This window comes from Leucobacter luti (genome assembly GCF_004217175.1).
In the GTDB taxonomy this organism is placed as follows: domain Bacteria; phylum Actinomycetota; class Actinomycetes; order Actinomycetales; family Microbacteriaceae; genus Leucobacter; species Leucobacter luti.
The window spans coordinates 440,387-457,650 of sequence record NZ_SHKI01000004.1 but is presented as its reverse complement, the minus strand read 5'-3'; the positions used below and the strand labels follow the sequence as shown (position 1 = coordinate 457,650).

12 protein-coding genes are annotated in these 17,264 nt (G+C 69.7%); 5 read left to right on the top strand and 7 right to left on the bottom strand.

The features are described 5' to 3' along the window. Positions 1-2,787: HtaA domain-containing protein (locus EV139_RS08470; RefSeq protein WP_198677501.1), on the top strand; the 2,787-nt coding region annotated here is incomplete at its 5' end. Between the two features lie 83 nt (positions 2,788-2,870). Continuing rightward, positions 2,871-3,770 carry an HtaA domain-containing protein gene (locus EV139_RS08465; RefSeq protein WP_130453872.1) on the top strand — a complete coding sequence of 300 codons (900 nt, stop codon included), beginning with the start codon at positions 2,871-2,873 and terminating at the stop codon, positions 3,768-3,770. Positions 3,771-3,970: 200 nt separating this feature from the next. Here the strand turns inward: EV139_RS08465 and EV139_RS08455 are convergent, their stop codons facing one another. After that, positions 3,971-4,789: a heme ABC transporter ATP-binding protein gene (locus tag EV139_RS08455; RefSeq protein WP_198677500.1), complete on the bottom strand. Its 819-nt coding sequence runs from the start codon at positions 4,787-4,789 to the stop codon at positions 3,971-3,973. Beyond that, positions 4,786-5,853 (bottom strand): FecCD family ABC transporter permease, encoded by a 1,068-nt coding sequence (locus tag EV139_RS08450; RefSeq protein WP_130453870.1) that lies wholly within the window; start codon positions 5,851-5,853, stop codon positions 4,786-4,788. Before EV139_RS08450 ends, EV139_RS08455 begins: the two co-directional genes overlap by 4 nt. A gap of 211 nt (positions 5,854-6,064) precedes the next feature. Between EV139_RS08450 and EV139_RS08445 the strand changes: the two genes are divergently transcribed. The 3 genes from EV139_RS08445 to groL all read left to right on the top strand — a co-directional run bounded on the left by EV139_RS08445 (position 6,065) and on the right by groL (position 9,929). After that, positions 6,065-7,192 (top strand): heme/hemin ABC transporter substrate-binding protein, encoded by a 1,128-nt coding sequence (locus tag EV139_RS08445; RefSeq protein WP_130453869.1) that lies wholly within the window; start codon positions 6,065-6,067, stop codon positions 7,190-7,192. Positions 7,193-7,358: 166 nt separating this feature from the next. Beyond that, a complete protein-coding gene (locus EV139_RS08440; RefSeq protein WP_241989001.1) occupies positions 7,359-8,117 on the top strand; it encodes a LytR C-terminal domain-containing protein in 759 nt (252 codons plus the stop codon). A gap of 189 nt (positions 8,118-8,306) precedes the next feature. Further along, positions 8,307-9,929 carry a chaperonin GroEL gene (gene groL / locus EV139_RS08435; protein ID WP_130453868.1) on the top strand — a complete coding sequence of 541 codons (1,623 nt, stop codon included), beginning with the start codon at positions 8,307-8,309 and terminating at the stop codon, positions 9,927-9,929. Between the two features lie 855 nt (positions 9,930-10,784). Here the strand turns inward: groL and EV139_RS08430 are convergent. The 5 genes from EV139_RS08430 to EV139_RS08410 form a co-directional block, all read right to left on the bottom strand. After that, positions 10,785-12,452: a sensor histidine kinase gene (locus EV139_RS08430; protein ID WP_130453867.1), complete on the bottom strand. Its 1,668-nt coding sequence runs from the start codon at positions 12,450-12,452 to the stop codon at positions 10,785-10,787. A 2-nt stretch (positions 12,453-12,454) separates the two neighbouring features. Then, a complete protein-coding gene (locus EV139_RS08425) occupies positions 12,455-13,156 on the bottom strand; it encodes a response regulator transcription factor (RefSeq protein WP_130453866.1) in 702 nt (233 codons plus the stop codon). A 189-nt stretch (positions 13,157-13,345) separates the two neighbouring features. Continuing rightward, complete coding sequence (locus EV139_RS08420; RefSeq protein ID WP_130453865.1) at positions 13,346-14,455, bottom strand: ABC transporter substrate-binding protein; 1,110 nt, start codon at positions 14,453-14,455, stop codon at positions 13,346-13,348. Between the two features lie 53 nt (positions 14,456-14,508). After that, complete coding sequence (gene speB, locus EV139_RS08415) at positions 14,509-15,486, bottom strand: agmatinase (protein ID WP_130453864.1); 978 nt, start codon at positions 15,484-15,486, stop codon at positions 14,509-14,511. Beyond that, on the bottom strand, positions 15,483-17,138 hold the full coding sequence (locus EV139_RS08410) for a 5-guanidino-2-oxopentanoate decarboxylase (RefSeq protein WP_130453863.1): 1,656 nt from the start codon (positions 17,136-17,138) through the stop codon (positions 15,483-15,485). Before EV139_RS08410 ends, speB begins: the two co-directional genes overlap by 4 nt. Positions 17,139-17,264: the final 126 nt, after the last annotated feature.

Genomic DNA, 17,264 nt, shown 5'->3' with positions numbered 1-17,264 from the left:
CAGTATGAGGTGGTGGCCTGGACGGCGCACACGATTCCGTCTGCGGATACGATCTACGCGGTTGCTGAGCTGTCGGTGTCGAGTGCGCAGTGGGACGAGGTGTTCCCGAGTGCTGCGGCGTCGGTGAAGCCGAAGGTGTCTGCGGCGTCTGCGGCTGGGCTGACGGTGACGACTGAGCTGGCGAACATTGTGTCGCCGACCGGTGCGTATGTTGCGGTGATCGAGGCCGGGACGGCGTCGGAGCTGTCGCAGTCGAACATGGGTCTGGCGATGGAGTTTGTGCGTCCGACGGCGTTCACTGATGGTGCGGCGACGAGCACGCTTGAGGTTGCTGCGGCGAAGCTTGATCGGTCGAAGCAGTATGAGGTGGTGGCCTGGACGGCGCACACGATTCCGTCTGCGGATACGATCTACGCGGTTGCTGAGCTGTCGGTGTCGAGTGCGCAGTGGGACCAGGTGCTCCCCAGCGCGGGAACGAAGCTGGTTACGGGCATCTCGAACGTGAGCAGCGCGGGAATCTCCACGACGAACGTCATCTCCGATATCGAGCTCGACGCCGGTGACGCCGGAATCTACGTCGCGTTCATCGAGCGCGGGACCGAGGCCGAGCTGAGCGGCACGAACATGGGGCTCGCGTACGCGTTCGTTCCGCGCGCGAACATCAAGAACGGTGCGGCAACGGTGCAGCTCGAGGCGAACGCCGAGGCGCTCGACCGGAACACCGAGTACGAGGTCATCGTGTGGCGCGCGCACGGACTGGCGTCCAAGGACCGGATGCTCGCCCGGGCCGACGTGAAGGTCACCGAGGAGCAGTGGGACGAGGTGGTCGGCGTCGAGTTCGTGGCGAGCGGCAAGGCCGCCGTGAGCGACGCGGCGAAGAACACGCTGAGCGTGACCGCGAGCCTGCGGGGGATCGATCCCGCCAGCTACCCGCAGGGCGTTCACGTTGCGCTGATCAAGGCCGGAACCGCGGCGAAGGCGACCCCCATCGGGACGCAGACGGTGGCGACGATTCCGGCGAACGGCGCGGTCACCGCGGTGATCACCGCCTCGGCGAAGGACCTCAACCGCGCGCAGAAGTACGATGTGCTGGTGTGGTCGGGCAAGACGGGCCCGAGCGCGAGCGCCAACGTGCTGACGCTGCCCCTCACCGTGACCGCGGCGCAGTGGGACGCGGTGTTCCCGCCGAAGGTTGACACGCTCGCCGGGAGCTTCGAGTGGGGCGTCCGGAAGCAGTTCCGCGAATACGTCACCGGCCCGATCGCCAGCGGCAAGATCACTGTTTCGAGCCCGGCGACGGGAACGAGCGTGTACAAGTTCCCGCAGGTGGCCGGGGGCTCGTGGGACGCCAAGAAGCAGACCGGGTCCGTGAAGTTCGCGGGCAACGTGAACTTCACGGGGCACAGCGGCGCACTGAACCTCAACCTCACCAACCCGGTGATCAATGTGACGAGCGCGAACCGTGCCGAGCTGCGTGCCGAGTACGGCGGAAAGCTGCTCACGATCGCGACGATGGACCTGGCGAAGGCCAAGAAGCAGAAGCCCACGGCTGACTCGGTACGCTTCACGGGCGCGCCGGTGACGCTCACAGAGGCGGGTGCGAAGCAGTTCTTCCAGGAATACCTCAACGTGGGCGACACGCTCGACACCGCGAGCTTCACCGTTGGTGTCGCCGCGAACGTGAAGCCGGTGACGCCGCCGACCCCCACGAAGCCGACGAAGCCCACGAAGCCGACGACCGAGAAGCCGGTGCAGCCCGCCCCGGTCGCTCCGGCCGCAAACGGCCAGCAGGCAGGATCCCTCACCTGGGGTGTCTCGAGCGGGTTCGCGGCCTACACGACCGGCCGAATTGCCAAGGGCAGCGTCGGCACGAGCGGCGTCGGCGGCGGTGCGGGGGCATACGTCTTCCCGCAGTCGAGCAGTTCCTGGGACGCCGCCTCGCAGACCGGCACGGTGCAGTACTCGGGCGTTGTGACCTTCACCGGGCACAAGGGCCTGATGTCGGAGTCGTTCAGCAACCCGGTGATCGCGGTCACCGGGCCGAGCTCAGGCACGCTCACGGCCGGCGGCCGCACCTTTGGGCTCAACCTCGGCGCCGGATCCAAGTCGGTCGGCGCCAACGGTGAGGTGACCTGGACTGGCGTGCCGCTCTCGGGCGCGATCAGCGGCTCGGGCAACGGCGGCGGCGGCGCGTTCGGCGCCGACCCGGTGTCGTTCACGGTCGGCGCAGTGAGCGGAGCAACCTTCGGGGCCACCGCCGTGGGCGCGGTCGATACGAAGCGCACCGCCGCCGCATCGGCGCCGACCACCTCGGGTATCCGCGTGATCACCCCGGCTGCGGATCTGGTTCCCGGGGGCGAGATCGAGTTCGAGGCCGCCGGCTTCGAAGCGAAGGAGCGCGACGTGCTCGTGGTGCTCTACTCCGACCCGATCGTGCTCGATGACGCGGCCGGTGCCGACGCGAACGGCGTGGTGCGCTGGATCGGAGCCCTTCCGGAGGACCTCGAGCCTGGCGAGCACACCATCACCCTGCAGGGGAGCGCGGACGCGGGCGCCGTGATCACCGTGCTCGCCGAGAAGGCAAAGAAGAAGAAGTCGGCCGAGCAGCCCGTGACGCCGAAGGCCTCGGTCGAGGCGGTTGCTGAAGCGCCGATGGCCGCTGGCGTCGCGCAGGCAGAGCCGAGCACCGCCTGGATCTGGTGGGCGAGCGCGGCAGGCCTGCTGCTCATCGCGGGAACCCTGAGCGGCCTCGTTGTCGCACAGCGTCGCCGCAACAGCGAGGTCTGAACGTCGGAGCCGGGGCGGCGCGGGAGTCTCCGTGCCGCCCCGGCTACGCTTGGTCAGAACACACACGTGAGGAATGCACCATCATGAACTCGACTTTTCCTTCCCGGGCCGCGGCGCTCATCGGCACGGCGACCCTGAGCGTCGGACTGCTCGCCGCGCCCGCGGCCGCCGTCGCGGCGCCGGTGGCCGCGACGACGACGGACGCGAGCTGCAGCGTCAGCACTGCGACGCTGAACTGGGGTGTGAAGGAGAGCTTCCGCTCGTACATCAGCGGTTCAATCGCGAACGGTGAGTGGACCGTCAGCGACGACATGCGCTACGAGACTCCGGACTTCATCTGGAACGCCGCGAGCGGCGAGGTCGCGAGCGACCTTGAGAGCGGGCAGATCGGCTTCACCGGCGCCGTGCACTTCACCGGACACGACGGCGCGATGAAGCTCGACCTCGCCGATCCGATCGTCGAGTTCGAGGGTGAAGACACGGCCTATCTCACGCTGACGATCGGCGCGACTGATTCCGCGGACGCCGGCGGGGAGGCCGCCGCGACGACGATCCGCGCCGCGAAGATCGACCTCACCGGCGCGGTGGAGGCCGGCGGCACCGAGCTCTCCATCCAGGGGGCGGTCCCCCGGCTCACCTCCGAGGGCGCCGCCGCGCTCAACGGAGACTACGGCAGCTACGTCGCGGGGGAGGAGCTCGACCCGGTGGTGCTGAACGCCACCGTTGCCGGGTGTGAACTGGGCGCGAGCACTGCGGCGCCGACCGAGACGCCGCAGGCCACGGCGAGCCCGGAGACCACGCCGAGCACCCCCGAGCCCGCCGCCACCCCCTCGATCCCGTGGCTCCCAATTGGGATCGGCGCGGTCGCGCTGCTCGTGATCGGTGTCACCGGCGGCATGTTGCTGGCCGGGCGGAAGCGCACGCAGCCCGAGGCGGCCCCCGCTGTTGAGAGCCCCGACGGGCGCAGCGAGCCCGACGCCTAACCCCCCGCGGGCGGAGTGAACCCGCCGCGGGCGGAGTGAACCCGCCGCGGGCGGGGCGAGCGCGTCCGCGGGTGGGCTGACGCCCACCCGCGCCCGAGCCCGAGCGCACGACCAGAACCAAGAGGAGGGCCCCCACGCACTGCGTGGGGGCCCTCCTCTCGTGGTGCGGGCGCGCGCCTCGTCGGCTCGCGGCCTCGTCGCTACGCGCCGCGCTTCGGCATCACGATCCCGCGCCCGGTGACCGGGTGGGGAATGATCTCGACCGGCGTGCGATACACATCGCTGACGATCTCAGCGGTGAGGACCCGATCCGGCACATCGCAGGCGGCGATCTTGCCGTCGCGCAGCAGCGCGATCCTGTCGGAGTAGGCCGCGGCGAGGTTGAGATCGTGCAGCACGACGAGCACGGCGTCGCCCGCGGCGGCACGCTCGCGTGCGAGCCCGAGCACCGCCTCCTGGTGCCCCAGATCGAGGGCCGCGGTGGGCTCGTCGAGCATCAGGACGCCCGTGCGACCCGCCATGACGCGTGCGAACGCGGTGCGCGCGCGCTCTCCGCCAGAGAGTGACGGCACGCGACGGTTGCCGAGGTGGCCGATGTCCGCTGACGCGATCGCCTCGGAAATAGCCTCGTTGTCCTCGTCCTCGAACGGCGTGCGGCGCCACGGCGCCCGGCCCATCTCGACCACCTGGTGCACGGTGAACGGGAACAGCAGCTGGTTGTCCTGCAGCAGCACGCTGCGCCGCCGGGACAGGTCGCCCAGCGACCAGTCGGCGATCGGCTTACCGCCGAACTTCGCCACGCCGCCGTCGGGCGAGACATCGCCCGAGAGTACGCTCAGCAGGGTCGACTTGCCCGCGCCGTTCGGCCCGAGCAGTGCGAGCACCTCGCCGGCGCGAACCTCGAGTGAGACATCGTCGAGGAGCGCGCGGCCCCCGCGGGTGAGCACGACCGATTCGGCCGCGCAGACCACGTCTCCGGCCCGCGCCCGCGTGGGCAGCTCAATGTGCCGGGCGCTCATCCCCAGCCTCCGCTCCGCTTGCGCGTGCGTCGCAGCAGCCAGAAGAAGAAGGGGCCGCCGACGAGTGCGGTGAGCATGCCGATCGGCATGTCGGCCATGGGCACGAGCGTGCGCGCCGCGAGGTCCGCGAGCGTGAGCAGCAGGGCGCCGCCCAGCGCGCTGGCGGTGACGAGCGGCAGGTGCGCCGGCCCGAGCACCATGCGCATGAGGTGCGGGATCACGAGGCCGACAAACGAGATGATCCCGGCGAACGCGACCGATGCGCCCACGAGCAGCGCCACCACGAAGATCATGGTGATGCGGAGCGCCTCGACGTTGACGCCGAGGTGGCGGGCGTTGCGCTCACCGAGCGCCAGCAGGTCGAGCTTGTGCGCGGCGATGTAGGCGGCGAGCAGGCCGATCGCGATGATCGGCGCGATGATGAGCACCTGCGACCAGCGGCTGCCCGCGAGGCTGCCGAGCTGCCAGAACACGATCTGCTCGCGCGACTGCGTATCGCCCAGGAAGGTGAGTAGCGCGATCCCGGCGCCGCCGATCGCGTTCACCGCGATACCGGTGAGCACCAGGGTGACCACCTCGGTTTTGCCGTCTGCGCGGCTCATCGCGTAGACGATCAGCGTCGCTCCGAGCCCGAAGATGAAGGCGAGGATCGCCGTGGTCCACTCGCCGAAGATGGTGAGACCGAAGACGATTGCGAGGCCCGCACCCACCGCCGCACCCGAGGAGATACCGATCACGCCGGGCTCCGCGAGCGGGTTGCCGAAGATCGCCTGCATGAGGAGACCAGACACCGCCAGGCCCGCTCCGACGAGCGCCGCCATCGACACACGGGGGAAGCGGATCGCCCAGAGCGTCTGGTCGCCCGCCGGGTGACTCGGCATCGGGAGCCAGTCGATCCCGATCCGGTGCAGCAGCGATCCGAGGACCTCCTGCGGCGGGACGCCGAGCTGACCCGTTCCCGCCGAAACGAGGATCGAAGCGATGAGTGCGACCCCGAGGACGGTAAACAGGATCGTCGTCTTCGCGGCATGCCGCGAGGCAGATGTTCTGTTGGATGGTGTCATGCGTGCGGCGAGCAGCTTTCGTAAGGGTGCGAGGGGGGAGGATCCGTGTGCGCACGCGCTCCGGATGCCACGTCCCCGCGGCGACCTCTCACGTTCATCATACCTTCCCTAGGTTAGACTCACTCCCGGTGATATTCGGCATTTATTCAGCGATTTCACCTGGCCTGGGGTACGGCCCCAGCGCCACCGCGCGACCGTGAGGGGACCCACCATGCAGACGATTCGCGGCAGGCACCTGCGGCGGGCGCTCGCGCTCGTCACCGTCGCGCTGCTCGGGGTGGGACTCACCGCCTGCCAGACGGACGCAACGGCGACGCCCGAGACCGAGGCCGAGGCGGTCGCGCTGCCGCCGCTCTCCGAGCTGACCCCGCTCGCCGACCCGCGGAACTACGAGGGGCCAACGACCGCGCGCATCGGTGGGCCGTCGATCGCCCCGCTCGGGGACGCTCCCGAGCCCGAACTCCCGGTGACCGTCACCTCGCACGACCGCTCGGGCGACACCGAGATCACGGTGACCGACGCGTCGCGGGTGCTCGCGCTCTCGCTCAGCGGCTCGCTGGGCGAGCTCGTGCACGCGTACGGGCTCTCGGACCGCCTCGTGGGCCGCGACATCTCCACGAACTTCCCCGGCGCGGAGGATATTCCGATCGTCACGAAGGACGGCCACTCAATCGACGCCGAGGGCGTGCTCGCGCTCAGCCCCAGCGTGATCATCACCGACGGCAGTATTGGGCCGACCGACGTGGTGCTGCAGCTGCGCGACGCGGGCATCCCCGTGATCACCGTCGACCGTGCCGTTGACGCCGAGACCACGTACGTGACGGCGCAGCAGGTGGCTGACGCGCTCGGCGTGAGCGCTGCGGCGCCCCCGCTCATCGAGATCCTGCAGCAGGCGATCGCCGACAAGGAAGCCGAGGTCGCGGAGCTGATCCCCGCGGACGAGAGCAAGCTGCCTCGCGTGGCGTTCCTCTACGTGCGCGGCACGTCCGGCATCTACTACCTGTTCGGCGAGGGCAGCGGGGTGGACAGCCTGATCGAGTCGATCGGCGCGCTCGACGTCGCCGAGGAGATCGGGTGGAAGGGCGAAAAGCCCATGACCGACGAAGCACTGATCGCGATCGACCCCGATGTGATCCTGGTGATGACGAAGGGGCTCGAGAGCGCCGGCGGCGTGGACGGCCTGCTCGAAGCGCAGCCGAGCATCGCCCTCACCACGGCGGGGAAGAACCGCCGGATCATCGACGTCGACGACACGCTCCTGTTTGCCGGCGGTACGCGGATCCCCGACGTGATCGACGGCCTCGCGCGCGCCGTGTACGCGCCCGATTCTCTGCAGTAGCGCGTCCGCTGCGTGTCCGCGGCGCGTGCGCGCGAGGAGGGACGCGAAACTGCGAGTGTACGGGATCCACCGTTCTGGCAGGAACGGCGTTGTACTCTAGTGGCTGATCCCCGCGGAGTACCCGCGACGATCGCACTGATAGTGACCAAACCGAGGAGGGCCATTCGTGGCGAAGCGAACCGAAGGCGCACCAGCGCGCCGTGGGGCTCGCCAGGACTACCCTGAGGATCGCTTCGACCGGATCCCGCACAGCGGACGCGTGGGCGCTCACCGCATGACGGCTCGGCCGCGGTACACCTGGCAGTTCTTGATCGCTGGGCTGCTCGGTTTCGCAGTGCTGACCGGGATCGGTGTCCTCGCAGTGCACGCCGCCGGCAACGCCGGAAAGCTCCCGGTCACGGGTCAGTCTCCGAGTTCGAGCGCGACCGCGGCGACCCCGGACGCGAAACTCGATCCAGATGCGACCATCGCGATCCTGAACGGGACCACGACTGAGCACCTGTCCTCGGCGGTCGGCACGATCATCACCGACCAAAAGTGGGGATCGGTGCTCTTCTGGGGGAGTGCCTCCGAATCGGACGTCGAGATCTCCGCGGTCTTCTACTCGGATCCCGAGGACGCCGCGGCCGCGGCCGGCCTGGCGAAGGAGCTGGGCGGGCTGTCGACCTACACCACCACGGACTACGCAGACTATGCGGCAGACCTCGTCGTGCTGCTCGGCGCCGACTACCGCGGCCCGGGCCTCGACGAGGCCGCCGCAATGACCGCCGAGGCGGACGCGGCGCCGGACGCATCGGGGACCACGGAGTCGGACGAGGCCGTCGAGATCGACCCCGCCACGGGATGGGAGATCGACCCGGTGACGGGCTTCCCGATCGATCCGGCGACGGGTCTCGCGACGGATCCCGCAGCCCCAACTTCCTGATCCGCCGCCGCGGCGATCTCGCTCCCTCCCTGTTCGCTGTACGCGAGCGCTACCGCTTGCACTCGCCACGTGTGAGTGCCAAGATTGGTGTTAGCAGTCGAATCGGCTGAGTGCTAAAGCTTCGCGCATCGACGCCCGGCGTCGGTGCGCTGCTCACCACTACGAGAACGTCCAGGAGAGGCGAATTACATGGCAAAGATCATTGCGTTTGATGAGGAAGCACGTCGTGGGCTTGAGCGAGGCCTGAACATTCTCGCTGATGCCGTAAAGGTGACGCTCGGCCCGCGTGGCCGCAACGTCGTCCTCGAGAAGAAGTGGGGCGCCCCCACCATCACGAACGACGGCGTCTCCATCGCCAAGGAGATCGAGCTCGACGACCCGTACGAGAAGATCGGCGCTGAGCTGGTCAAGGAGGTCGCCAAGAAGACCGACGACGTCGCCGGTGACGGAACGACCACCGCGACCGTTCTCGCCCAGGCACTCGTGCGCGAGGGCCTGCGCAACGTTGCCGCAGGTAGCGACCCCATCGCGATCAAGAAGGGCATCGAGAAGGCTGTTGCGGCAATGACCGCGAAGCTCCTCGAGAACGCCAAGGAGATCGAGACCACCGCCGAGATCGCCGCCACCGCGTCCATCTCCGCCGCTGACGAGCAGATCGGCGCCCTGATCGCCGAGGCCATCGACAAGGTCGGCAAGGAAGGCGTCGTCACCGTCGAGGAGTCGAACACGTTCGGCACCGAGCTCGAGCTCACCGAGGGCATGCGCTTCGACAAGGGCTACCTCTCCGCATACTTCGTCACGGACGCGGATCGCCAGGAAGCAGTCTTCGAGGATCCCTACGTCCTCATCGTCAACGGCAAGGTCTCCAACATCAAGGACCTCCTCCCCGTCGTCGATCCCGTGATCCAGTCGGGCAAGCAGCTCCTCATCATCGCTGAGGACGTCGAGGGCGAGGCTCTCGCGACGCTCGTGCTCAACAAGATCCGCGGCATCTTCAAGTCCGCAGCCGTCAAGGCTCCGGGCTTCGGCGACCGCCGCAAGGCAATGCTCCAGGACATCGCGATCCTCACCGGCGGCCAGGTCATCTCCGAGGAGGTCGGCCTCAAGCTTGAGAACACCACCCTCGACATGCTCGGCACCGCGCGCAAGGTCATCATCACCAAGGACGAGACCACCATCGTTCAGGGTGGCGGCGAAGAAGAGGCGATCCAGGGCCGCGTGTCCCAGATCCGTCGCGAGATCGAGAGCACCGACAGCGACTACGACCGCGAGAAGCTCCAGGAGCGCCTCGCGAAGCTCGCCGGCGGCGTGGCAGTCATCAAGGCTGGCGCGGCGACCGAGGTTGAGCTCAAGGAGCGCAAGCACCGCATCGAGGACGCAGTCCGCAACGCGAAGGCTGCGGTTGAAGAGGGCGTGCTCCCCGGTGGCGGCGTCGCGCTGATCCAGGCCGGCAAGGACGTCTTCGACACGCTTGAGCTGAGCGACAGCGAGGCAGTTGGCGCTCGCATCGTCCAGGCAGCCATCGAGGCGCCGCTGCGCCAGATCGCGCTCAACGCGGGCCTCGAGCCCGGCGTTGTTGTGGATCGCGTTGCGAACCTCCCGCTCGGGCACGGCCTCAACGCCGCGACCGGCGAGTACGGCGATCTCGCCGCGCAGGGCATCCTCGACCCGGCCAAGGTGACGCGCTCGGCGCTGCAGAACGCCGCGTCGATCGCAGGCCTGTTCCTCACCACCGAGGTCGTCGTCGCCGACAAGCCTGAGCCGGCTGGCGCCGCTCCGGCCGGTGACCCGACCGGTGGCATGGACTTCTAAGTCCCACACACCCTGACAGGGGGTCGCGCCTTCGGGCGCGGCCCCCTGTTGGCGTTTGCGGGGTGGGGGGGGAGCGACGTGGGCCTGTGTGGCCTGGGGTGCGGCTCCTGTGTGGGCTCGTGTGGCCCGGCCCCTGTTGAGTGGAGCCAAAGCGCCCCTTCGCGCGCCGTGAAGGGGTGTTTTCGCTCCACTCGGCGAGGGGGCAGGGGCGCGGCGAGCGGGCGGGGCGAGGGTGAGGGGCGCGGTTGCGTGGTGTGCGGTTCCAGTGTGGGCTCGTGTGGTGTGGTGGGCGTGTGCCCGGCGCTGTGCTGGCGCGTGGGGCTCGGGCCTGTATGGGCGCGTGTGGCCCGGCCCATGCGTGAGCCCGTGTGGCTCGGGCCCTTTTTGAGTGGAGCCAAAGCACCCCTTCGCGCGTCGTGAAGGGGTGTTCTCGCTCCACTCGGCGAGGGGGGCGAGGGTGAGAGGCGCGGGCGAGGGGCGGGGCGGGGTTGCCCTCTCGCCGCCGCAGGCCCTGTGCGTGGGTGACTTCTCCCGGGCCCCGCCGCCGAGTGGAGCCAAAGAGTCCCTTAGCGCGGCGAGAAGGGGTGTTTTGGCTCCACTCGGCGAGGGGGAAGGGGCGCGAGGCGCGGGCGCGGGGCGCGGGCGCGGGGCGCGGGCGCGGGGCGCGGGCGCGGGGCGCGGGCGCGGGCGCGGGGACGGGCTCGCGGGGCGCGGCAGGGAGGCGGGAACGCAGCGAGGGGGGCGGGACACTGCTCTGCAGCGTCCCGCCCCTCGTGGGCGCCGTCGGAGTGCGCCTAGCGGGTGTCTGGGCCCTCCGCGGGGGTGTCCTCTGCTGGGTCGGCCGGGTCGGCCGGGTCAGGCGGGGTCGACGGGCGCGGTCGGCGCCGCGCCCTCCGCGCCCTCCGCGCCCGCCTGGGCGGCGTCGCCGGACGCAGGGGCAGCGCCCGAATCGGCGCTAGCGCCGCCCGCGCCCACCGCCGCCTCCGAACCCACGGCGCGCACCGCCGCGGTCTGCACGGTGGGCGTTGAGCCCGTAGTGGGATCCGGGTGGGTGCCGGGGAGGTCGACGCGGAATGTCGCCCCGCCACCGGGTGTCTCGTGCACGCTCACGGTGCCGCGGTGGGCCTCGACGATCGACTGCACGATGGCGAGCCCCAGGCCGGAGCCACCGGTCTCCCGGTTGCGCGACGAGTCAGCCCGCCAGAATCGGCCGAAGATCTTGTCGCGGATCTGCTCGGGCACCCCCTCGCCGTGGTCGACGATCTCGAAGCGCGCCGCCGCGGTCTCGCCCTCCGCCTGCTCGGGCGTGGACACGACGATCTCGATGGGGCTCCCCTCCGGGGTGTGCCGCATCGCGTTGCCGATGAGGTTGGTGAGCAGCTGCCGCACCTTGTGCTCGTCGCCGACCACGATGGGGTCGGCGTCGTCCTCCACGACCGTGACCTCGCGGTCGGGTGCCTGGGCGCGCGCGTCGAGGGCTGCGTCGCGGGCGAGCTGGTTGAGCGGGAGCGACGCGAGTACCAGGGGCCGGCGCTCGTCGAGCCGGGCGAGGGCGAGGAGATCCTCCACGAGGGAGGTCATGCGGATCGCTTCTTTCTCGATCCGCTCCATCGCCTGGCCCACCTGCTCGGTCTCCTGGAGCGCGCCCATGCGGTACAGCTCGGCGTAGCCGCGCACCGAGACGAGCGGGGTGCGCAGCTCGTGGCTGGCGTCGCCGATGAAGCGGCGCATGCGCTCGATGGTGCGCGCCTGCTCCTCGAGGGAGCCGTCGAGCCGGTCGAGCATCACGTTGAGCGACTCGCCGAGGTGGCCGACCTCGGTGTGCGGGCTGGCCACCATGATGCGCTTCGAGGTGTCGCCGCGCGCGATCTCCAGCGCCGTCTGTTCAACCTCCGCGAGCGGCAAGAACGTGGTGGTGACGAGGAGTCGCGTGAGGGCGGCGCCGAGCAGGATCACCGCGATCCCGAAGCCGGTGAAGATGATCACGTACTGGGCGACGACCTGGTTGATGCCCGCCGTTGAGACCGCGATGAGCAGCATCCCGCCGGACTGCCCGGGCACGAGGACTGGCACCGCGACCGCGCGCCAGTTGGTGCGGTCGGCGCTGGTCATGGGGATGAACTGCGTCGGATCCTGCGTGAGCGAGTCGAGCGTCAGCGGCGAGAGCAGCTCGGGCACCGACGACGAGCGCTGCCCGTGCGTGTTGTCGTACTGCAGGGCGCCGGCGGCGTCGAACAGCGCGACGTAGTACTGCTGGCTCGCGTACAGGATGTCCTCGCGCGAGAGGTTAACGGAGTTCGCTCCGGCCGCGAGCACCGTGGTGGGGTCCTTGCGGATCTGAGTGAGCGTGGCGGTCTGGTTTGCGAGCAGCATCGGGCGGAGCACCGAGAGGGTGCCCACGCCCGCGACGATGAGCCCGAGGAACAGGATGAAAACAGTGACGCCGGTGATCTTCGCGCGAAGCGAAATATCAGCCCACCGTTCCGCGAAGCTCGGCCGTGACTCCTTGCTCGGCCGGCTCACCGTTACTTCGCTTCAGTCTTGAGCATGTACCCGAAGCCGCGCTTGGTCTGGATCAGCGATTCTTCGGTCAGCGGATCGAGCTTGCGGCGCAGGTACGAGATGTACGACTCGACGATTCCCGCGTCGCCGTTGAAGTCGTACTCCCAGACGTGGTCGAGGATCTGCGCCTTCGAGAGCACGCGGTTCGCGTTCTGCATGAGGTAGCGCAGGAGCTTGAACTCGGTGGGGGAGAGCTCGACGGACGCGCCCTCGACGGTGACCTCGTGCGTGTCCTGGTCCATCGTGACGGGGCCGACGGAGAGCACGGAGTCCTCGTCTTCCTGGATGGTGCGGCGGAGCACGGCCTTGATGCGGGCGATGATCTCGTCGAGGCTGAACGGCTTGGTCACGTAGTCGTCGCCGCCGACCGTGAGGCCCTCGATCTTGTCCTCGGTGTCGTCCTTCGCGGTGAGGAAGATGATGGGCGCGGTGTAGCCGGCCGAGCGCAGGCGCTTGGTGACACTGAAGCCGTTCATGTCCGGCAGCATGACGTCGAGCACGATCAGATCGGGCTCTTCCTCAAGCACAGCCGAGATGGTCTGGGCGCCATTGGCAACAGCGCGCACACCGAAGCCAGCGAAACGCAAGCTCGTGCTGAGCAGCTCGCGGATGTTCGGCTCGTCGTCGACGATAAGAATCCGGGGTCCCTTTGGCTGAGCGTTCATGTACCCAGTCTCTGATCGTTTGCTATGAACTAGCTGGAAGAACGTCGGCGCGGCGCGAGGTCGTGGAGCGCGGGGCTGCGGGGCCCGTGCGGTGCGCGCAGCCGGGTGGGGCACGGCTCGGTGTGCCGCACCCGACCCGGCTGCGCGGGGCCCCCGCTGCGCGGGGCCCCGCTGCGCGGGAGGCCCCGGCTAGGCCCCGGTGACCCACTTCGACCAGGCAGCCGCCATCGCGTCGTAGTTCTCGACCCAGAACTCGAAGTTGGGCACGTGCCCCGTCTCGAATCGCGTGCTCGCCAGCCACTCGGCGAGCGTCTCGTCGACCTGCGGCTCGGCGTTCACGTTGACCGGGGACATCGAGTTCAGCTCGGTCATGCCGGCCTGCTGCTCCGCGCCCAGGAAGTAGTTGATCGCCGCGTGCGACGCCTCAGGGTCCTTCGCCCCCTTCGGGATCGCTGTCGAGTCGATTGCGACGAGCCACTCATCCCACACGGGCGCGATCGGCGCACCGGCCTCGGCGGCACCGTAGCCGCGGCCCGACCAGACGTACCCCATCACTGCCTCGCCGCTCTCAAGCTGCTGCTGGGCCTGCGCCCCGGTGGTCCAGGCGATCATGTCGTCGCCGAGCGACTGGTACTTCTCGATTGCCTGGTCGATGTGCTCGGGGCGCAGCGCGGCGAGGTCCACGCCGTCGGCGAGGAGCGGGAACTCGAGGTTCTGCGGGTCAACGTACGTGGTCTGCGGCACGGTGCGCTTGCCGGGGAACTGCTTCGTGTCGAAGAAGTCGGCGGCGCTGGTGGGCGGGTTGTCGCCGAAGACCTCGGTGTTGTAGGCGATGACGAAGCCGTACATCACGTTCGGGATCATGCACTCGTCGGTGATGGTGCCCTCGGGGAGCTCGGAGGTGTCGATCTGTGACGGGTCGATCTTTTCGTAGAGGGTGCCGCAGCCGCGCGCGGTGTCGACCTGCGAGGTGTCGACGATGTCCCAGGAGACGTTGCCGCTGTCGACCATCGCCTTGAGCTTGCCCGAGTCGAAGGCGTCCATCTGCATCGTTGCGCCCGACGCGGCCGCGAACGGCTGCCAGATTGCCTCGTCTTGCCCCTCCTGAAAAATACCGCCTGGGCCGGCATAGGTGAGGGTGACGCCGTCGAGGATCCCCTCGGCGATGGTGCCGACCTTGGGGGTGCCGAAATCGCGGTCGGAGGGTGGGGCGGCGGCCTCGCTTGAGCACGCGGCGAGGAGGAGCGCCGCCGCGCCGGTGAGCGCGACGGCCGAGAGTGACCGGGAGAGTGTCGTCATTGAACTTTCCGTTTCGTTGGGCGCCGGCCCGGGTCAGCGGGCCGGCGTGGGGGTCACCTGCCCCAGATGGACAGGAGTTCGTACGCCACGTGCGCGGCGGCAAGCGAGGTGACATCGGCGTGATCGTAGGCAGGAGCGACCTCGACGATGTCGGCCCCCACGATGTTCAGCGGCGCGATGCCGCGGAGCAGGTAGAGCAGCTCCCGGCTCGTGAGCCCGCCGGGCTCGGGCGTTCCGGTGCCGGGGGCGAAGGCTGGGTCAAGCACGTCGATGTCGACCGACACGTAGACGGGGCGTTCGCCCAGGCGTCGCAGCATCTGCTCGAGGATCCCGTCGAGCCCGGTGGTGGAGAACTCGCTCGCGTGCACCGTCTGGAATCCGAGCGCGCGATCCTCCGAGAGGTCGTGCGGACCGTACAGCGGCCCGCGGATCCCGACGTGCATGCAGCCCTCCGGATCGAGGAACCCCTCCTCTGACGCGCGCCGGAACGGTGCGCCGTGGTGCATGTGCGCACCGAAGTAGCTGCCGAAAGTGTCGATGTGCGCGTCGAAGTGCAGCACTGAGATGGGGCCGTGGTGTCGCGCGAGGGTCTTGATCGCCGGGTACGCGACCGTGTGGTCGCCGCCGAGGATTACGAGCTTCCCTGCCCGCTCGCGCGCCGCTGCGAGACCGGTGAGCATTGCGTCGACCGCGCGGTCGACACCGAACGGGGTCACCGCGAGGTTCCCCACATCGGCGACCTGGTGCGCGCCGAACGGGTAGCTCTCTAGCTCAACGTTGTAGGGCCGGATCAGTTCGCTCGCGCCGCGGATCCCGGCCGGGCCGAACCGTGCCCCGGGCCGGTAGGTGACCCCGGAGTCGAACGGGATGCCGATCACCCCGGCGCTCGCCTCGCCGACGTCGCTGAGACGCGGCAGCCCGGCGAAGGTACCCGGCCCCGCGAAGCGGGGCACCCGCGAGAAGTCGACCTGTCCGGTGATGGGGGCGCCGGTGGCGTCGGCGCTAACGACGTATGGAAGTTCGAGGCTCATGCGGGGGCTCCTGAGGTGAGGGTGTCTGCGGCGACGCGGAAGTCTGCGGGGGCGCGCGCGATGAGCACCGAGAGGCCGGGCTGCGCGGTGGCTGCGCGGAGCGCCGCCTCGAGTTCATCGGGGGAGCCGGCCAGCGTGACGTCGGCCCCGAATCCCGCGGCGATCGCGCCAAGGTCGTGCGCCGTGGTGCGGACGCCGGCCGGGTCGATGTGCGCGCGCTCGAACGACACCTCGATTTCGCGGTAGCCCCCGTTGTCCCAGATGACGAACGTGAGGTTAGCCCCGAGGTCGCGGGCAGTTGCGAGCTCCGTGAGGGTGAAGAGTGCGCTGCCGTCGCCGGCGAGCGCGACGACGGGGCTCTCGGGGGCGGCGAGCGCGGCGCCGATCGCCATCGGGAGCGCCGGGCCGAGCGTGCCGTAGCCGTACGGCGCGAGCCAGCGGCCCGGCTCGTCGAGCGGGAGGAAGTGGTGCGCCTGGTAGGCGACCTGAGCGGAGTCGGCCGTGAGGATCGCCGTCGCTGGGAGCGCGCGGCTGATCGCATCGATCCACGGGGTGTGCGGGTCTGCGGCGCGCGCTGCCGCGAGCCCGGCCTGGGCCGCCGTGGCGCGTGCGGCCCCCGCGGCCCGACCGTCATGGCTGGCGCCGGGAAGCTCCGCGAGCGCGCGCTCGATGAACGCCCCGACCCGGAGCGGCAGCGTTGGTCGTGACTGATCGGGGTGGGCGACGTCCGGGTCGATGTCGACGCGGACGATGTTGGTGAGGCGGGGTTCGGGCGTCCCAGTGAACAGCACCTCGAAGTCGGACAGCTCGGTGCCGAGCGCGAGCACGAGATCCGCCTCGGTCGCGAGCTCTTGGGTGCGTGGGAATGGCAGGCTGATGCCGGCGTTGAGCGGGTGCGCCTCGGGGAGGAGGCCCTTCGCGTTGCCGGTGAGGATCACGGGCGCGGCCAACCGCTCCGCGAGCGCGCGCACTGCGGGGCCGTCGTGGCGCGCGCCCCCGCCGGCGATGATGATCGGCCGCCGGGCAGTGCGGATGGCGCCGAGCGCATCGCCGAGCGCCTCGGCGGCAGCGTCCGACTCGGCGCTCGCGCCCTCCGGCAGGGGCGTGGGAGCGAGTGGATCAGCGACGGGACGGTGCAGCTCGCCGACCTCCTCCTCGAGGAGATCTCGGGGGATCCCGATGTAGACGGGGCGTGGTCGCTCGGTCTCCCAGCGCCGGAAGGCCTCGTCGATGAGCTCGGCGGCGCGCTCGGCGTTGGTGACCGTCTCGCTGATCAGGGCGAACGGCCGCAGCACCGGTGCGAGGTCCGGGGTGTCGTGCAGGGTGCCGCGATGCGCGCCGAGCTGCTCGCGGGTCACGGTGGACCCGATGATGAGGAGCGGGATCGAGTCGTGCCAGGCCTGCGCGATCGGGGTGAGCGCGTTGAGTACCCCGGGACCCGTGATGAGGTAGCAGACGCCGGGGCGGCCGGACACCCGCGTGTACGCGTCTGCCATGAAGCCGGCGCCCTGCTCGTGGCGCGGAATCACGACCCGCAGCCCGCTCTCGGAGATATCGCGGAAGAGCTCGAGCGTGTGCACCCCGGGAATCCCGAAGATGTGTCTCGTCCCGTACTCCGTGAGGAGCGAGCTGATTGCCTGTCCAAGCCGCATCTGATGGTGCCCCCTCCGCGGACCGCATCGTCCGCGCTAGTTTATTCAGGTGATACTCTGTATGGGCATACTAAACAAGGACTCGGGCTTTCGTCAACGCCCCGGGCAGGGCAGGATAGAGCAGCG

Coding starts and splice junctions, on each gene's coding strand:
- EV139_RS08465 (WP_130453872.1), top strand. CDS start 2,871: ATGAACTCGACTTTTCCTTCCCGGGCCGCGGCGCTCATCGGCACGGCG.
- EV139_RS08455 (WP_198677500.1), bottom strand. CDS start 4,789: ATGAGCGCCCGGCACATTGAGCTGCCCACGCGGGCGCGGGCCGGAGAC.
- EV139_RS08450 (WP_130453870.1), bottom strand. CDS start 5,853: ATGACACCATCCAACAGAACATCTGCCTCGCGGCATGCCGCGAAGACG.
- EV139_RS08445 (WP_130453869.1), top strand. CDS start 6,065: ATGCAGACGATTCGCGGCAGGCACCTGCGGCGGGCGCTCGCGCTCGTC.
- groL (WP_130453868.1), top strand. CDS start 8,307: ATGGCAAAGATCATTGCGTTTGATGAGGAAGCACGTCGTGGGCTTGAG.
- EV139_RS08425 (WP_130453866.1), bottom strand. CDS start 13,156: ATGAACGCTCAGCCAAAGGGACCCCGGATTCTTATCGTCGACGACGAG.
- EV139_RS08420 (WP_130453865.1), bottom strand. CDS start 14,455: ATGACGACACTCTCCCGGTCACTCTCGGCCGTCGCGCTCACCGGCGCG.
- speB (WP_130453864.1), bottom strand. CDS start 15,486: ATGAGCCTCGAACTTCCATACGTCGTTAGCGCCGACGCCACCGGCGCC.
- EV139_RS08410 (WP_130453863.1), bottom strand. CDS start 17,138: ATGCGGCTTGGACAGGCAATCAGCTCGCTCCTCACGGAGTACGGGACG.